This window comes from Acidovorax sp., assembly GCF_046294525.1.
GTDB lineage: Bacteria > Pseudomonadota > Gammaproteobacteria > Burkholderiales > Burkholderiaceae_C > Acidovorax.
In genome coordinates this window covers 15023-30393 of sequence record NZ_JBKBKQ010000025.1, presented here as the reverse complement: position 1 = coordinate 30393, position 15371 = coordinate 15023, and the positions used below count along the sequence as shown (strand labels likewise).

Genomic DNA, 15371 nt, shown 5'->3' with positions numbered 1-15371 from the left:
TTGCAGCGCTTTTCAGGGAACCCTTTTGCATGGGAAGCACGGCTGGCTGGGGAATGCCGAGATTCTAAATGTAAATGCGAATTATTCTTAAATTCGCACACCATGGGCGGCATCGTTGCATCGCAATGTCGCAGCGCGGCAACAGGCGCCGCGCGGGCTGAGCCGCGTCTGGTCCTTTTGGGTGGCCTTGTTTTGTGCCGAGGTTCGGCGCCCCCAGCGGAGCCCCGGCTACTGCCGGTACACCCCGCCCGATCCGACCACCGCGATGTCCACATAGCTGGACCCGTGCCGGTTCTGCGGGCCAAACTGGTAGGTGTAGCCACCCAGGTCCAGCGTGCCCAGGCCCTGCATGGCCTGCACCAGGCTGGCACGGGTGACGCCCGGGCCGGCGGCGCGCAGGCCTTCGATGAGCACGCGGGCGTCCATGTAGCCGGTGAAGTGGTCGTAGTCAGCGGTGCGGCCGTGGCGCTTCATCGAGGCCTGGAAGTCGCGCGTGAGCTGCAGCGTGGGCTTGGTGGGCGAGGGGCCCGTGCGGGCCACGGCCAGGCCGCGCGCGTCCTCGCCCAGGGCCTGCAGCACGGCAGCGCCCGCGCCCAGCGACAGGGTGTACACCGGCACGCCCAGCTGCGCGCGGTTGGCGCGCACAAAGGCCACCACCGGCGGTCCGGCGGCGATCAGCAGCACGGCCTGCGGCTTCACTTCGCTGAGCTTGCGCGTGGCCTCGTCGGCACCTTTGCCCGAGGGTTCCAAGCTGGCCGAGCCGGCCAGCGTGGCTCCTTCGGCCGCAATCACCTTTTCCACCAGCGGCAGCAGCAGCTTGCCGAAGTCGTTGCTCTCATACGCCACGCCAATGCGCGCGGTCTGCACGGCCACCAGGTTCCGCACGATCTTGACCAGCTCATCGGCGTAGCTGGCGCGGGTGGTGAACAGGTAGGGGCTGGCCTGTGTGCGCACGGCGGGGCTGCCGGTGTACACCGAGATGAGGGGCAGCTTGGCCTCGGCCAAGTAAGGCAGCATGCCCAGCACCTGCGAAGTGCCGGCCACGCCAAACAGCGCCAGCACGCCGTCCTTGTCGCCCAGCATGCGCGCGTTGGCAATGGCGCGCGGGGCTTCAAAGCCGTCGTCCAGTGTGACGAATCGCACCTTGCGCCCGCCGATGCCGCCTTGCGCGTTCAGGTCGGCAATGGCCGCGTCCTGCCCCAGGTGGATGGGCGCCAGAAAGGGCGCCATGCCACCCGACAGCGCCGTGGTGCGGCCGATGAGGATGTCGCTGCGCCCGCCGGCCGGTGCTGGCGCGGACTGGGCAGCTGCGTGCAGGCTACAGGCACTGGCAGCCAGGGCCACCAGCCACGCGCGGCGGCGCGGGAGCGAAGAGTCAGGCGAAGCACAACGGGCCACAGGGCTTTTCATCGACACCTCCTGTCCACGGCTGGGGGCCGGGCTGCGGCGAATGGTAGGAGCGGCCCAGCGCGCATGGCCCAGGGGTTTTCACCCGGAGCGCGTCGTGCGCGAGACAGGGGTTTGCCCGAGGGCACGGCGATGTTGCAGTGCGCAAAAAACGTGTGCCGCCGGGCACGCGCCGGGAAACTCCTCGCCGTGGAGTTTCGTCACCGATAACCGTGCAGCTGCGGTGTGTAGTGCACGCACCCGTCCAGGTCCCGCAGGCTGCCGTCCGCAGCCTGCGCGCGCGGTGGCACGCGGCCCTCATAGCGCAGCAGGCTGCGGTGCTGTGTGTCGAACACCGTGCGCAAAGGCGCAACCGCCCAGCGCAGCAGCAAGTTGCTGGGCGCGGCGACGAAGATGGTCGCGTCAGAAGTTGCAGGCTCCGGCGCAGCCCGGCGCACGGTAAAACCATAGCTGCCCCGCCGCGCTGGCACCAGCATGCGCACTTGCAGCGGCAACCCGGCCTTCAGCAGGTCCCAATGGTGCAGCAGGGTACCGTGCAGGTTGGGACCGGCGACCAGCAGCGTGTCGGGTGCCAGGTTTTCGCGGGCCGTGCGCGTGGTGCGCGCCGTCCCCCAGGTGTAGTGCAGGCGGCATGCGTCGGCATCCACCCGTACGCTGCCGGCGTGGCCCGTCTGGCGGTTGGCCACTTCCATGCGGAGCAGCGTGTGGCGGGGCGTGAGTGTCACGCGTTCTTCGATGATCAATTGACCTCGCAGGTCGTAGGTGAGGTGGGAGGCCTCCTGGCCCTGCACGGTTTGCCGCACGTGGCGGGCGTAGGTAAATAACGGCGCGGCACGTTCGGCGGTCGCGCTGCGCAGCGGGTACACGGTGCCGCAATACACCCGCTCGCCTGCCAGTTCGGGCTGGGACTGCAAGTGTTGAAGGCGGTCATGCGCTGCGGAGGGCAGCGAGGACTGTGGCGTGGGGCGATGAACGTGCATGGGCGGGCCTTGGATTGCTGCAGGGGCGCGAAAAATGCAGCGTAAGACGCCAGGCATACGGGTGCAACTCCGTCGCTGTCTATGCTTTATTGCTGGATTGGCAATAATCAACCGATGGACCAATTGCGATGCCTTCGCGTGTTTGTGCAGGTGGTAGCTGACGGCAGCTTTGCCGCCGCGGCGCGCCGTCTGGACTTGGCACCCACCGTCGCCACCCGGGCGGTGGCCGAGCTGGAGGCGCATCTGGGTGCTCGACTGCTGCAGCGCACTACGCGGCGTCTGGCGCTGACCGAGATCGGTGAGACCTACCTGGAAACCGCGCGCAATGTGCTCGCGCAACTGGACGAGGCCGATGCCTTGGCAGGCGCTGCCACGCGCCAGCCCGGCGGCACCGTCAAGCTGGTGTGCCCCCCGGCGTTTCTGGTGCACCAGATGGCCCCGGTCCTGCCTCTGTTTCTGGCGCAGCATCCCCGTATCACGGTGGAGCTGGTGGCCGCCGCTGGCGGGCTGGCAGTGGTGGACGATGCGGCCGACCTCAGCATCCTGTCGGTGGGTGGCCAGCCGCCCGAAGGCGACTTTGTGGCGCGGCCGCTGGGTTTGTCCACCTTTGTGCTGTGCGCCAGCCCGGCCTATCTGCACCGGTGCGGCACACCGCAGGTGCCCGAGGACCTGGCAGCCCACCAGGGTGTGGCCCCAGCGTTGGCGGGGCAGCGGAGTCAAGTGCAACTGCACTGGTGTGGGCCGGGTGAAACGCCAGCCAGCGGGGTCACAGCCACAGTGGCAGTGGCATTGGCGGCAGCCGCCACCAGCCATATCGACACCATGCTCGCGCTTGCGCTGGCTGGCGTCGGGGTGGTGGGTTTGCCCAGCTTTGTGGCATGTGGGGCGCTGAAAGCCGGGCAGCTTCAGCGGGTGCTGCCACATTGGCGCAGCACGGTACTGCATCTGTACATCGCCATGCCTACGCGCAAGCATGTGCCCGCGCGCACCCGGTTGTTGCGGGATTTTTTGCTGCAGCAGTGGGACGGCGAAGCGCGCGACTCCTGGCTTCTCAGCCCTTCCAGGTGAACGGAAACTTGAACTGCTTGATGAAACCGTTGGGCACGTAGTCGCCCAGCACACCGTACTTTTCGGGCCAGAGCTTGGTGCTCTTCACAGCCGTGCCGAACAGGTAGTCCAGAAACGCGAAGTGCGCCGCATAGTTCTTGTCCAGCGCCTCCTGGTCTTGGCTGTGGTGCCAGTGGTGAAAGTTGGGCGTGACCAGCACGTAGCGCAGCGGCCCCAGTCGCACGCTCACATTGGCATGGTTGAACACGGCCTGGAAGCCCACGATGACGATGTATGCGTCAATTACTTCCTTGCTGAAGCCCAGCACGAAGATGGGTGCCAGCACCAGCGTACGGGTGATCAGCAGCTCCAGGATGTGCTGGCGCGAGCCGGCCATCCAGTCCATGCTTTTGACGCTGTGGTGCACGGCGTGCAGGCGCCACAGCAGGGGCACCTCGTGATAGGCGCGGTGTGTCCAGTACTGCACCAGGTCGGCCACCAGCACGATGAGAAACAGCGCCACCCAAAAGTTAAGCCCCTGCACCCAGCCGCGGATGCCGTCGTTGGCGGCCCAGCCAAAGAACTTGTGCACCATGAGGTTGGTGGCCAGCAGCACAAAGCCCACCACCATGTGGTTCACGATGAAGTGGTGGAAGTCGGTCTGCCACTCCTCGCGGAAGATGGGCTGGTCCTTGCGCAGCGCCCACAGTTTTTCAATGAAGATGAAGATCAGCGAGCTGCCCAGCAGGTCCAGGATGAACCAGTCGAGGCCAATGTAGGGCGTGTTGTCCGGGAAGTTCGGGTCCACCTCCACCTTGTGGCCGCCCAAGAGCGCTGTGAGCGCCACCATGGCAAACGCAAACGTGGCCAGCCAGCGAGCGCGGTTGAAGAGGATGTTGACCAGCGAGATGCCCCCCGCAATCGCCATGGCTACCAGCATGATGTTGCGGATCACGGCCACGTCGTAGCTTTTGCGCAGCTGGGGCGTGGTGAGGTATTCAGGAAAGTGAAAAGCCAGCACTCCCAGAAAACACAGCACGGCCAGCGTGAGGGCGATCACACCCGAGACCAGGCCCCGGCCGCGCCTCAGTGCGCCGTGGCTTTCGGTGAATTCGTTGAGTTTTTCTAGTTCGATCATCGTTTCCTCCTCGCACCTGGTCAGCAGATGCTGCGCGAGTGTAGCGAAGCCGCCACCCGCAGTGCCTGGGCTGCAATTGCGTGCGGCACGGCGCATGCGGCTTTCTAAAATCCCCGCATGAACATCCCTTCACACCAACTCAGCATGACGGTGCTGATGTCTCCGGACATGGCCAATTTTTCCGGCAACGTGCACGGCGGCGCCATCCTCAAGCTGCTAGACCAGGTGGCGTACTCGTGCGCCAGCCGCTATTCGGGCTGCTACACCGTGACGCTCAGCGTGGATCAGGTGATGTTTTTGCAGCCCATCCATGTGGGCGAGCTCGTGACGTTTCTGGCCAGTGTGAACTACACGGGCAGTTCGTCGATGGAAGTGGGCATCAAGGTGGTTGCTGAAGAGATCCGGTCGCAGGTGGTGCGGCACGTCAACAGCTGCTTCTTCACCATGGTCGCGGTGGACGAAGATCGCAAGCCCAAGCAGGTGCCACAGCTGTCGCCCTCCACGCCCGACGAGCGCCGCCGGTGGGACGCCGCCCTCATGCGCAAGACCTTGCGCAAGGAGCTCGCGCAGCGCTTCCAGCAAGTGCGCGAGGCCGCTGGCCAGTAGCACGCGCCAGCCTCGGCCATCCCTGCAGCGGTTGCCGGGACAACCCGTTTTCCATCACGCCGCGCTGCGACTGCGCCCGGCCAGCGACACGGCCTGCAGGGACAGGCCGTCGATCTCGTTGGTGATGCCCGAGAGCACGTTGGCCACCACTGCAAATTCACGGCCATGCTGGCCCGCGCGGGCGGCCATCACCTGGGCGTTGAAGCTCACCACCTTGGCCTCGCGCGCCACCGTCTGGATGGACGCCACGATGGCCGCCAGTTCTTTCATCAGCGTTTCCGACTGGGCCTTGCCCACGGTGTCAAACGCCGTGGTGGCCGCGTTCAGCGCATCCAGCACGCCGTCGGTGGTTTCTACCAGACGGGCCAGTGCGTCTTCCACGCGGGGACTCTGGCGCTCGGCCAGGTCCAGCGTGGTGCCCACCTGCTGCGCAAACGCGTCAATGGTGGCACCCACGCCCGCGGGGCCGTGGTACGCCTTGCGGATGATGTCGCCGCTGGCAGCGTCCAGGTGGCGGGGCGTGTCCATCAGCCGCGCCTGGCTGTCGGTGAAGAGGGCCAGCGAATTGCGCGCCGCCTTCAGGTGGAGGTCACTGCCGCGTGCGGCCAACACGGTCTGCAGCACCATGCGCTGCGACAGCATGCGCTGGCGCGCGGCCAGGTTGACCAGCGACATCTGGTTGTCGGACTTGGCAGATGGCAGGCTTGGGCCCGAAGGCGCCAGCGCGCGGGAGGGCGAGGCGACTGACGAAGAGGGTGAGGAGGACGGCGAGCCGTTGCGTGCGGGAAGAGGAAAGGCAGCCATGGTGTTCCTTGTGCTGTTGCATCCAGATACATGCAATCCAGCGCCACGAAGCAATACCCGGGCCAGCGGAACGCGGCAGGCGATCCTCCCCTTGCGTCAATACAGTGCAGCGAAGCGTTCCACCATGCGCGTGGGCCCCGCCACGATCAGGTGGTCGCCCGGCTTGATCTCGGTGTCGGCCTTGGCGTAGACGAAGTCCTGGTGGCGGCGCTTGACGCCCACCACGGTGATGCCGTGGCGCTTGCGCACGTCCGACTGTGACAGCGCCTTGTTGTGCGTCTCCATCGGCGCACGGGTCTTGGCAATGGCAAAGCCGTCGTCGAACTCAATGAAGTCGATCATCTTGCCGGTGACCAGGTGGGCCACGCGCTCGCCCATGTCGGCCTCGGGGTACACCACGTGATGCGCGCCCACGCGCTCGGCTATGCGGCCGTGCTGCGGGTCGATGGCCTTGGCCCAGATGTCCTTCATGCCCAGCTGGCTCAGGTTCAGGATGGTGAGCACGCTGGCCTCCAGGTTGCCGCCGATGCTCACCACGGCGTGCGCAAAGTCCGGCACGGCCAGCTGGCGCAGGGTTTCCAGGTCGGTGGCGTCGGCCTGCACCACATGGGGCAGCACCTGCGACAGCGACTGCACTGTGTCGGCGTCGCTTTCGATGGCCAGCACATCGTGGCCCAGCTCGACCAGCGACTTGGCCACGCCCGTGCCAAAGCGGCCCAGGCCGATCACGACCACGCTGCCGGACAGGTGTTGTTTGGCGGCTTTATCCAACAATCGGTTTCTCCTCGAGGTAGCGGTAGTTGCGGCGCAGCTGGTTCGTGGCCAGGGCCACGGCCAGCGTGACCACGCCCACCCGGCCGATGAACATCAGCGCAATGATGATGGCCTGTGCACCCGGCACCAAATCGGCCGTGATGCCGGTGGAAAGGCCCACGGTGCCAAAGGCCGAGATGACTTCAAACAGCACCTTTTCCATGGGCAGCGGCGTGAGCGGCAGGATGAGCAAGATCGCCAGCCCCACCACCGCCGCGCTGAGCACCAAAATGGTGATGGCCTGGCGCTGCACCGCATCGGCGATGCGGCGCCCGCGAAACTCCACATCGCGGTGACCGCGAATCTCGTTCCACACCACCAGCACCAGCACGAAGAAGGTGGTCACCTTCACGCCGCCGGCCGTGCCCGCGCTGCCGCCGCCAATGAACATCAGCATGTAGTGCACTGCCAGCGATTCGGTCGTGAGCGCGCCGATGTCGATGGCGTTGAAGCCGGCCGTGCGCGCCGAAACCGAGGTGAACAAGGCTGCCAGCGTCTTGTGCGCCAACCCCATGGGCCCCAGCGTGTCGGGGTTGCCGAACTCGGCTAGAAAAATCACCACCGTGCCCAGCAGCACCAGCGCAAGCGATCCCCACACCGTGATGGCCGTGTGCATCGACCACATGGGCCGCTGGCGGCCGCGCTCGGCCAGCAGCTCGTGCAGCACTGGAAAGCCCAGTGCCGCCGACGACGATGGCCAGCATCAGCGGCCCCAGCACCAACGCATCGCCCGAATACGCCATCACGCTGTCGCCCCAGGTGGAAAAACCCGCGTTGTTGAACGCCGAGACCGAATGGAACAGCCCGTGCCATGCCGCCTCGCCCCAGGGCATGCCATGGCCCAGCGCAAAGCGCAGCATGAGCGCCAGGGCCATGGCCAGCTCCACGCCAGCCGTTACCTTCAGTACCAGCTTGGCCACGCTTTTTACGTCGCCTAGCGACAGCGAATGCGTCTCGGCCTGCAGCAGCAAGCGGGTGCGGATGCGCATCTGCCCGCTGATCAACAGGCCCATCAGCGTGGCCGAGGTCATCATCCCGAAGCCGCCGATCTGGAACAGGCCCATGATCACGGTCTGGCCAGCGGCGCTCCAGTAGGTGCCCGTGTCCACCACCGCCAGCCCGGTCACGCACACGGCCGATGTCGCCGTGAACAGCGTCGTGAGAAAAGGTGCGCTCTCGCCGGGCTGCGCGTGCGCGAAGGGCAGCATCAAGAGCAGGTGCCCAGCGCAATCGCGCTGAGGAACGACAGCACCAGCACGACGGCCGGGTGCGCAACACGGGAGTTCAAAAGCAGGTTTTCCTTCTGCGGCGGGCAGCAGAAGTTCACTGCATGCACCGCGCGGCCGCGATGCTAGCACTGCGGGTAGTGCTGGAATCAGCCGGCGCGGCGCAGCGGGCTGGAGGAATCTGCGCGCGCGGCGGCCGCCTCCGCATCGTGCGAGGACAGTGCCACACCGCGCACCACATCGCCCACCACGATCACGGACGGGCTGGCCAGCCCTTGTTCGGTGATGGTGGCGTGCAGCGCGCCCAGCGTGGTGACGGCGTGGCGCTGGTGGGGCAGGGTGGCGTGCTGGACGATGGCCACCGGCGTATCGGCGGGCAGGCCGGTGAGCAGCTCTTGCTCGATGGTGGCGGCGCCGCTCACGCCCATGTAGATCACCAAGGTCAGCTTGGCATCGCGGGCCGTGCGGGCGAGGGCGCGCCAGTCGGTGCCGGCATCGCCAGGCTTGGCGTGGCCGGTGACAAAGACCACCCCGTGTGCATGTTCGCGGTGGGTGAGCGGTGCGCCCAGCGAGGTCAGGCCGGCCAGCCCCGCCGTGATGCCGTTGATGACCTCCACCTGCACGCCCGCTGCGCGCAAGTGCTCCACTTCTTCACCGCCACGGCCAAAGATAAAAGGGTCCCCGCCCTTGAGGCGCACCACGTTCTCGCCTTCGGTCACCGCCGTCAGCATCAGCTTTTCAATGAAGGCCTGCGGCGTGCTCTTGCAGCCGCCGCGCTTGCCCACGTACACGATGCGGGCCGTGGGCGACGCGTGCGCCACGATGGCATCGCTCACCAGATCGTCCACCAGCAGCACGGTGGCGGATTGGATGGCCTTGAGGGCCTTGATGGTGAGCAGTTCCGGGTCGCCCGGGCCGGCGCCCACGAGGGTGCAGCGGCCGCTTGCGAGCGCGGCGGGCGGGGTGTGGGCGGATGTGGAAGTGGGCGTGGGGCGGCTCATGGGGATGTCTCCAAAACGGCCTGATCGGCCGTGCGATTCGCCAGGTGCAAGATATGTTCCACCTGCCGCGCAATGGCGGGTGGGGTGGGCAGCTCGCCCGCGAGCACGCGGCGGGTGTAGGCGGCCGTGGTGGCGATGTCGATCTCGGCGGGCAGGCCGGGCACTTCGCTCGCGGTGCCGGGCTGCTGCGCGTCCAGCAGCGTGTGCTCGCCGTGCACAAAGCCGTCGTAGCGCGGCGTGCGGCGCGGGTCGGTGGCGACCTCACCCTCCAGCCCGCGTGAGAGCAGGGCGCTCATGCCCAGCATGCGGAAGGTGGTTTGCAGCATCTCGAAGTATTCGGGGTGCGTGTAGGCCGTGACCACCACCGACGGCCCCGCGCACGGGCTCATCAGCTTAACCACGCTGTGGCCCGGGTTGCGCAGGCCCACCACTTCGCGCACGGCCAACAGGCGCGCCAGGCCCGCGTGCAGGTGCTGGGTGTGGATGTGGCGCACGGTGCCGTTTGCTATCCTTTCAGGAGCTGTCAGCGCAGGTGTATCCAGCGCTAGAAGCACATCAGATGCCAAAACCCGCCGCGCCTCGGTGCGCATGCCGTGCAGCAGAACGGGCAGGCCTTCGCGTGCCAGCAGCAGCGCCAGCAGCGGCGTCAGCACCGGCAGCTTGCGCGCACCGTTGTAGCTGGGCAGCACGATGAGCGGGCGGTCGGTGGCGGGCAGCAGGGCCAGGCGCTGGTGCGTGGCATCCAGAAAGCCGCACATTTCCTCGGCCGTCTCGCCCTTGATGCGCATGGCCAGGCAGAAGGCGCCGATCTCCAGGTCGCTCGCGGCACCGTCCAGCACCTGGCCGAACAGGTCGGTGGCCTGCTCGCGCGTCAGCGGCTTGGCGCCGCGGGCGCCGCGGCCGATCTCTTTGATGTACTGGCTGATGGCCATAGTGCTTGGTGGCGGGACTTGTGAAACAGGGCTCCAGCGTCGTTGTTTCGGCTTGCCGTACAAAACGCACTGCCTGCGCCGAAAGCGCCAAGCTGGAGCCCTGTTGCACAAGTTCTGGTGGGGTTTGGGTGGGCGGAGGGGTATTTTCCTGCAAGCAAGAGAACTTTTGGTTATATGGCGGCCTGCGCTGTCGCGGGCCGCGGCGCCAGCGGCCCCGTGCTGCGCACCATGCGCTTGAGTTCCGGCACGCACGATCCGCAGTTGGTGCCGCAGCGCAGTTGGCCCTGCAGCTGCGCCAGCCGGTCGTCGTCGGTGCCGTGGCAGCGGGCCAGCTCGGCGGTGATGGCGGCGTCTGTCACGTTGAAGCAGGTGCACACCGGCTTGCCGCGCGACTGCACGGCCACGGGGGCCTGGGTGCCGGGCACCAGCAGCAGGCGGCCGTAGGTCTGCGCGGGCAGCTCTTCCTGCAGCAGGGTTTTGAGCCAGCTTTCGGCGCTGGTGTCGCCCGCCAGCACGATGCCTTCGAGTGTGGTCGTGTCGCCGTGGCGCGCCAGGCGCGCGGCGCGGCGCTGGCCGCGTTTTTTGTCGGCGTAGCGCAGCGTGTCGGTGCCTGCCAGACCCAGCAGCGATTCGATGCGCTCCACGATCGCGTCCGGCGGCGCCTCGTGCGCGGCGGCGCGCAGCAGCACGCCAGTGCGTTCACGGCCAGGTTCATCCAGCGGCGTGTTGTTGCTGAAGGGCACGCAGCTCGCAAATGGAAACTGCGCCATCAACTCCGACAGCGCCGCGCGCGTGGCCTGTGCGTTGTCGGCGGGCAGCCAAGCCATGGCCAGCAGCGTCCACGGCAGCTCGGCCTTGAGGATCTTCACCGCCGCGTGCTTCAGTTCGGGCTGCTTGGATGTGGGGCAGTAGGCGGACGTGGTGAGCCCGTTCACGCCCGCAAGGCGTTCGCCGGTGGACGAGCAGCCGCTCAAAAATTCGCTGCCCCAGTGCATGGCCATGAAGGCCTGCGACAGGCCCACGGTGGCGTCGGCCACCACCGGCACCACGATGGAGCCGCGCTTGCTGGTCACATGCACCAGGTCGCCGTGGGCCAAGCGCCGCCGCTCCATGTCCTGCGGATGCATCTGCACGCTGGGCTCGGCCACATGGCCGAACAGGCGGCCCAGCGTGCCGGTGCGCGTCATGCCGTGCCATTGGTCGCGCAGGCGGCCGGTGGTCAGGCTGAAGGGGTAGCGCGACTCGCGCTGCTCCGCCGTGGGTTGCCAGGCATGGGCGGCAAAGCGGGCGCGGCCGTCGGGGGTGGGGAAGATGCCGTCATGGTACAGGCGGGTTTTGCCTGCCGCAGCGCCCTCCACCAGCGGCCATTGTTGCGGGCCTTGGGACTCCAGCATCTCCCACGACAAACCGGTGATGTCCAGGTCGCGCCCGCGCGTGCTTTCGCGGTGCTCGTTCCACACCGCTTGCGCGCCCGCATCGGCGTCGTCGGTGGTGTAGGGAAAGAGCGTGGGCGCGCCCGGGCGCAGCCGCTCTTCCAACAGGTGCGCCAGTTGCACTGCAATGGCCCAGTCGTGCCGTGCCAGGCCCGGTGCGGGCACGGCGGTGCGCACGCGCGAGATGCGGCGTTCGCTGTTGGTCACCGTGCCGGTCTTCTCGCCCCAGGTGGTGGCGGGCAGCAGCAGGTCGGCATAGTCGCAGGTGGCGGCGGTGGCAAAGGCTTCCTGCACCACCACGAACTCGGCGCGCTGCAGTGCGCGGCGCACGGTGGCCTGGTCGGGCATGCTTTGCGCTGGGTTGGTGCAGGCAATCCACAGGGCCTTGATTTCGCCATCGGCCGCGGCCTGGAACATCTCCACAGCGGTCTTGCCCGGCTTGCTGGGCACATCGGCCACGTCCCACAGGGCGGCCACTTCCGCGCGGTGCTGCGGGTTGGCCAGGTCGCGATGGGCGCTGAGCAAGTTGGCCAGGCCGCCCACTTCGCGCCCGCCCATGGCGTTGGGCTGGCCCGTCAGGCTGAAGGGGCCCGCGCCGGGCTTGCCGATCTGCCCGGTGGCCAGGTGCAGGTTGATGAGCGAGGCGTTTTTTGCGGTGCCACTGCTGCTCTGGTTCAGGCCCTGGCAGTAGAGGCTGAGCGTGGCTTTGGAGGTGGCAAACCACTTGGCCGCCGTGGTCAGGTCCGCCACCGAAATGCCGCAGGTCTGCGCCACCCGCTCGGGCGTGTAGTCGCGCACCAGGGCCTTGAGTTCGTCAAAGCCCGTGGTGTGCGCGGCGATGAAGGCCGCGTCGGTCCAGCCTTCCCACAGCATCAGGTGCAGCATGCCGTTGAACAGCATCACGTCGCTGCCCGGCTGGATGGGCAAAAACAGGTCGGCCATGCCGGCCGTGTCGGTGCGGCGCGGGTCGGCCACGATGATCTTCATGCCGGGGTTGGCGGCGCGCGCGTCTTCAATGCGCCGGAACAGGATGGGATGCGCCCACGCCGCGTTGCTGCCCACGATGAACAGGCACTGCGCGTGGTTCACGTCGTCGTAGCAGGCGGGCGGCGCGTCGGCGCCCAGCGTCTGCTTGTAGCCGGCCACGGCGCTGCTCATGCACAGGCGCGAGTTGGTGTCGATGTTGTTGGTGCCGATCAGGCCCTTGGCGAGTTTGTTGAAGACGTAGTAGTCCTCGGTGAGCAACTGGCCGCTGACGTAGAAGCCGACGGCGTCGGGGCCGTGTTCACGGATGGTGGTGGCAAAGCGGTCCGCTGCCATGGCGAGCGCGGCATCCCACGGCACGGGCAGCGCTGGCTGGTTGCGGTGTGCGCGGTGCAGGGGGTGGAGCAGGCGCGTTTGCAGGGTGATGGGCTGGCTTGCGGTGAGGTGCAGGGTGGAGCCCTTGGTGCACAGGCGGCCGAAGTTGGCGGGGTGGGTGGGGTCGCCGCGCACGCCGGTGATTTGCGCGCCTGAGCTTTCGATGATCACGCCGCAGCCTACGCCGCAGTAGGGGCAGGTGGATTTGGTTTCTTGCATGGCGGGGTGATGGTGATTTTTTTGAGTGTTTTTGGGCGCTAGCGCTTTACTGATAAGCGCTGGCAGCTATTGTTTTTGTAGTATTTTTGCCACTTGTCTGTTGGGGCTGAGCCTGTCGAAGCCTGGGCGCTTTCGTTTGTTGGCTGGTTTCGGCGGCGTGCGCGTGTTGAGGGCGGGAGCCGGGATGTCGCCCCGGCGGGCGACTCACTTTTCTTTGCTTCGCCAAAGAAAAGTAAGCAAAAGAAAGGCGACCCCCAGTCTGCGACCCCTTCGCTGCGCTACGGGGCAAACCTGCGTCGGGGCGGTTGCGGGGTGCGCCGCAGAACTCACTGCGCTGCGTTGCAGCTCCGTTCGGACAACTGCGGCGAGTCAGTGCACGAAGCACGCGCGCTTCGACGCGCATGCTCACCCCGCAACCGCCCCGCCGCAGGCGCAGCCAGAGGGGATAGGACAGCCGAACAGCCACACGGGCCATCGCTGCGCTCGGCCCCCGTCTCGCGGGCGCAAGCGCCACGCGCTGCGCGGCCGGGGCCGAGCGCAGCGATGGCCCGTGTGGATGTCCGCTCCCGTGGGTTCCCTTCTGTATGCGCCTGGGGCGCGAAGGGCGCGGGGTGGCGCGCGCGTCGGAGCGCGCGTGCTTCGTGCACTGACTCGCCGCAGTTGTCCGAACGGAGCTGCAACGCAGCGCAGTGAGTTCTGCGGTGCACCCCGTGACCGAGCACCCCAGGTTGCCCCGGAGCGCAGCGAAGGGGTCGCAGACAGCAGGGTCGCCTTTTCTTTGGTTCCTTTCTTTTGGCGACCCAAAAGAAAGGGACTCGCCCGCCGGGGCGACAACCCGGCCTCCGCCCCTAACGCAGGCACGCTGCGCAGATGGGTAAGCGAGCGTTCGCGCCCTGGCTTCGACAAGCTCAGCCCGAAAAGTTTGGGGTAACGCCCCGGCTTCGACAGGCTCAGCCCGAACGGGCAGCGTGGTGCCGATCGGCAGCATTCCCGCAGACCTCTGCACCAGGACACCCACTGAGCCATAAAGCACAAACGCCACAACGCCCTCTCGCAATCGATCGATCATTCAACCCATCAAACCGCCACCACTCGCCGCGCCGGCCCCGCCACCGGCCGCACCAAGTCCGTCGCCACCGTCGCCAGCTCCCCCGCGTTCAGGTACACCACGCCATCCTCCACCTTCACCGTGAACTTCGGCGTGCAGCCTTCGTCGGGTGCCGACGCCTGCCCGTCGCACAGGCCAATCGTCCAGTTGTGCAGCGGGCAGGCCACATGCGTGCCAAACACAATGCCTTGGCTCAGCGGGCCGCCCTTGTGCGGGCAGCGGTCCAGCAGCGCAAACACGCCGCCAGCGTCGTTGCGGAACACCGCCACGTCCAGGCCCTGAGGGCGCGTGACACGGCGTGAGCCCAACACGGGGATCTCTTCCACGCGGCAGATCTGCGTCCAATCGGAACTGGCAACGATGGAGGAGGAAGAGGTGGTCGATGGCGCGGTCGTCATGAGAAATCGTCCTTGTGTTGTTCTGTTTTGCAATGTCAGGCTATCTGGGGGAGTGAGGCACCCACCTCAGGCGGCGCCCAGCGCGGCGTACAGGCCGGTCACGCGGTCCATGCTGGACAGCAGGTTCTCGCTGGCCACAAACACCTCGGCCACCTGGCGCGCGGCGTTGGCGCCGCCCGGTTCCATGCGCTGCAGCGCAGCGTCAAAGAAGACCCACTGGCCGTCGGCCAACTGCAGCTCTTGCCGCACGCGCACCGTGGCCTGCGGGGCTTCGCGCAGCACGTCCTGTGCGGCCAGGAATTCGGTGCGGGCCTTGGCGATTTCGGTGGTGGCGGTGGCTGTGTCCACCGACAGCAGCGCCGCCAGGCAGAACTTGGCCATGCGCTGGCTCAGCATGCGCTGGCGGCCCGCCACGTTCACCAGGTGGCCCACGGGCTTGCCCGAGGCCGCCTCGTACTGCACCGTGCCCTGGTGGGCAAGGGCCAGCACTTTGGCATCGGCCGCCAGCAGTGCGGCAGCGCCATCGCGCGAGGGGGCCTGCGTGCCCAGCAACAGTGCGCGGTGCGCGCCCCAGGCCGCCTCCAGCTGGGCGTAGGTGTCGCGGATGGCGGGGCTGGGCGCATACGCCTTCAGCTCGGCCAGCTGCTTTTCGAACAGGGCCATTGATTGCTGCAGCACCGTGCGCGCAGCGGGCGTGTCAGCCTTGTGTGCAAGCGCCAGCCAAGCCTTGCCCATGCGCTGGCTCAGCATGCGCTGGCGGCCGGCTTTGTTGATGGCGTCGTTCAGGTCTGTGACTTGCGCGTGGGCGCTGGTGGGCAGGCTGGCCACCAGGCCCAGCGGGATGCATGCGGCGGCGGTGCCATAGCTGGCGCGGGTCAGCAGGGTGCGGCGGTCCATGGC

13 protein-coding genes and 1 pseudogene are annotated in these 15371 nt (G+C 67.2%); 2 read left to right on the top strand and 12 right to left on the bottom strand.

The window, feature by feature from the left end; genetic code table 11:
- Positions 1–228 precede the first annotated feature (228 nt).
- Both ACK4HJ_RS18795 and ACK4HJ_RS18790 read right to left on the bottom strand, forming a co-directional pair.
- Complete coding sequence (locus ACK4HJ_RS18795) at positions 229–1410, bottom strand: ABC transporter substrate-binding protein (RefSeq protein ID WP_409834396.1); 1182 nt, start codon at positions 1408–1410, stop codon at positions 229–231.
- Positions 1411–1607: 197 nt separating this feature from the next.
- On the bottom strand, positions 1608–2387 hold the full coding sequence (locus tag ACK4HJ_RS18790; protein ID WP_409834394.1) for a hypothetical protein: 780 nt from the start codon (positions 2385–2387) through the stop codon (positions 1608–1610).
- Positions 2388–2501: 114 nt separating this feature from the next.
- Between ACK4HJ_RS18790 and ACK4HJ_RS18785 the strand changes: the two genes are divergently transcribed.
- Positions 2502–3455 carry a LysR substrate-binding domain-containing protein gene (locus tag ACK4HJ_RS18785; protein WP_409834392.1) on the top strand — a complete coding sequence of 318 codons (954 nt, stop codon included), beginning with the start codon at positions 2502–2504 and terminating at the stop codon, positions 3453–3455.
- Here the strand turns inward: ACK4HJ_RS18785 and ACK4HJ_RS18780 are convergent.
- The gene (locus tag ACK4HJ_RS18780; RefSeq protein WP_409834390.1) at positions 3439–4572 is read right to left on the bottom strand and encodes a sterol desaturase family protein; all 1134 of its coding nucleotides are present in this window, start codon (positions 4570–4572) and stop codon (positions 3439–3441) included. The two genes, ACK4HJ_RS18785 and ACK4HJ_RS18780, sit on opposite strands and share 17 nt — an antisense overlap.
- 117 nt (positions 4573–4689) lie before the next feature.
- Here ACK4HJ_RS18780 and ACK4HJ_RS18775 point away from each other — a divergent pair, with 117 nt between their 5' ends.
- Positions 4690–5178: an acyl-CoA thioesterase gene (locus ACK4HJ_RS18775; protein ID WP_409834388.1), complete on the top strand. Its 489-nt coding sequence runs from the start codon at positions 4690–4692 to the stop codon at positions 5176–5178.
- A gap of 54 nt (positions 5179–5232) precedes the next feature.
- Here the strand turns inward: ACK4HJ_RS18775 and ACK4HJ_RS18770 are convergent, their stop codons facing one another.
- The 9 genes and pseudogenes from ACK4HJ_RS18770 to ACK4HJ_RS18730 form a co-directional block, all read right to left on the bottom strand.
- The gene (locus ACK4HJ_RS18770; RefSeq protein ID WP_409834386.1) at positions 5233–5982 is read right to left on the bottom strand and encodes a methyl-accepting chemotaxis protein; all 750 of its coding nucleotides are present in this window, start codon (positions 5980–5982) and stop codon (positions 5233–5235) included.
- A gap of 96 nt (positions 5983–6078) precedes the next feature.
- A complete protein-coding gene (locus ACK4HJ_RS18765) occupies positions 6079–6756 on the bottom strand; it encodes a potassium channel family protein (RefSeq protein ID WP_409834384.1) in 678 nt (225 codons plus the stop codon).
- Complete coding sequence (locus ACK4HJ_RS18760; protein WP_409834382.1) at positions 6746–7462, bottom strand: potassium transporter TrkG; 717 nt, start codon at positions 7460–7462, stop codon at positions 6746–6748. Before ACK4HJ_RS18760 ends, ACK4HJ_RS18765 begins: the two co-directional genes overlap by 11 nt.
- Positions 7463–7526: 64 nt before the next feature.
- A pseudogene (locus tag ACK4HJ_RS18755) lies at positions 7527–8003 on the bottom strand (potassium transporter TrkG); the annotation flags it as partial.
- A 167-nt stretch (positions 8004–8170) separates the two neighbouring features.
- Entirely contained in the window at positions 8171–9022 is an 852-nt protein-coding gene (gene cobA, locus ACK4HJ_RS18750) for a uroporphyrinogen-III C-methyltransferase (protein ID WP_409834380.1), read from the bottom strand.
- Positions 9019–9954 carry a DNA-binding protein YbiB gene (ybiB, locus tag ACK4HJ_RS18745; protein WP_409834378.1) on the bottom strand — a complete coding sequence of 312 codons (936 nt, stop codon included), beginning with the start codon at positions 9952–9954 and terminating at the stop codon, positions 9019–9021. The genes cobA and ybiB overlap by 4 nt, the downstream gene beginning before the upstream one ends.
- 170 nt (positions 9955–10124) lie before the next feature.
- Positions 10125–12965, bottom strand: a complete 2841-nt coding sequence (locus ACK4HJ_RS18740) for a molybdopterin-dependent oxidoreductase (protein ID WP_409834376.1) — start codon at positions 12963–12965, stop codon at positions 10125–10127.
- 1077 nt (positions 12966–14042) lie between these two features.
- Positions 14043–14471, bottom strand: coding sequence for a nitrite reductase small subunit NirD (gene nirD / locus ACK4HJ_RS18735; RefSeq protein WP_409834375.1), 429 nt, complete (start codon positions 14469–14471; stop codon positions 14043–14045).
- Between the two features lie 66 nt (positions 14472–14537).
- Positions 14538–15368 (bottom strand): type IV pili methyl-accepting chemotaxis transducer N-terminal domain-containing protein, encoded by an 831-nt coding sequence (locus tag ACK4HJ_RS18730; protein ID WP_409834373.1) that lies wholly within the window; start codon positions 15366–15368, stop codon positions 14538–14540.
- Positions 15369–15371: the final 3 nt, after the last annotated feature.

Coding starts and splice junctions, on each gene's coding strand:
- ACK4HJ_RS18795 (WP_409834396.1), bottom strand. CDS start 1,410: ATGAAAAGCCCTGTGGCCCGTTGTGCTTCGCCTGACTCTTCGCTCCCG.
- ACK4HJ_RS18790 (WP_409834394.1), bottom strand. CDS start 2,387: ATGCACGTTCATCGCCCCACGCCACAGTCCTCGCTGCCCTCCGCAGCG.
- ACK4HJ_RS18785 (WP_409834392.1), top strand. CDS start 2,502: ATGGACCAATTGCGATGCCTTCGCGTGTTTGTGCAGGTGGTAGCTGAC.
- ACK4HJ_RS18780 (WP_409834390.1), bottom strand. CDS start 4,572: ATGATCGAACTAGAAAAACTCAACGAATTCACCGAAAGCCACGGCGCA.
- ACK4HJ_RS18775 (WP_409834388.1), top strand. CDS start 4,690: ATGAACATCCCTTCACACCAACTCAGCATGACGGTGCTGATGTCTCCG.
- ACK4HJ_RS18770 (WP_409834386.1), bottom strand. CDS start 5,982: ATGGCTGCCTTTCCTCTTCCCGCACGCAACGGCTCGCCGTCCTCCTCA.
- cobA (WP_409834380.1), bottom strand. CDS start 9,022: ATGAGCCGCCCCACGCCCACTTCCACATCCGCCCACACCCCGCCCGCC.
- ybiB (WP_409834378.1), bottom strand. CDS start 9,954: ATGGCCATCAGCCAGTACATCAAAGAGATCGGCCGCGGCGCCCGCGGC.
- ACK4HJ_RS18740 (WP_409834376.1), bottom strand. CDS start 12,965: ATGCAAGAAACCAAATCCACCTGCCCCTACTGCGGCGTAGGCTGCGGC.
- nirD (WP_409834375.1), bottom strand. CDS start 14,471: ATGACGACCGCGCCATCGACCACCTCTTCCTCCTCCATCGTTGCCAGT.
- ACK4HJ_RS18730 (WP_409834373.1), bottom strand. CDS start 15,368: ATGGACCGCCGCACCCTGCTGACCCGCGCCAGCTATGGCACCGCCGCC.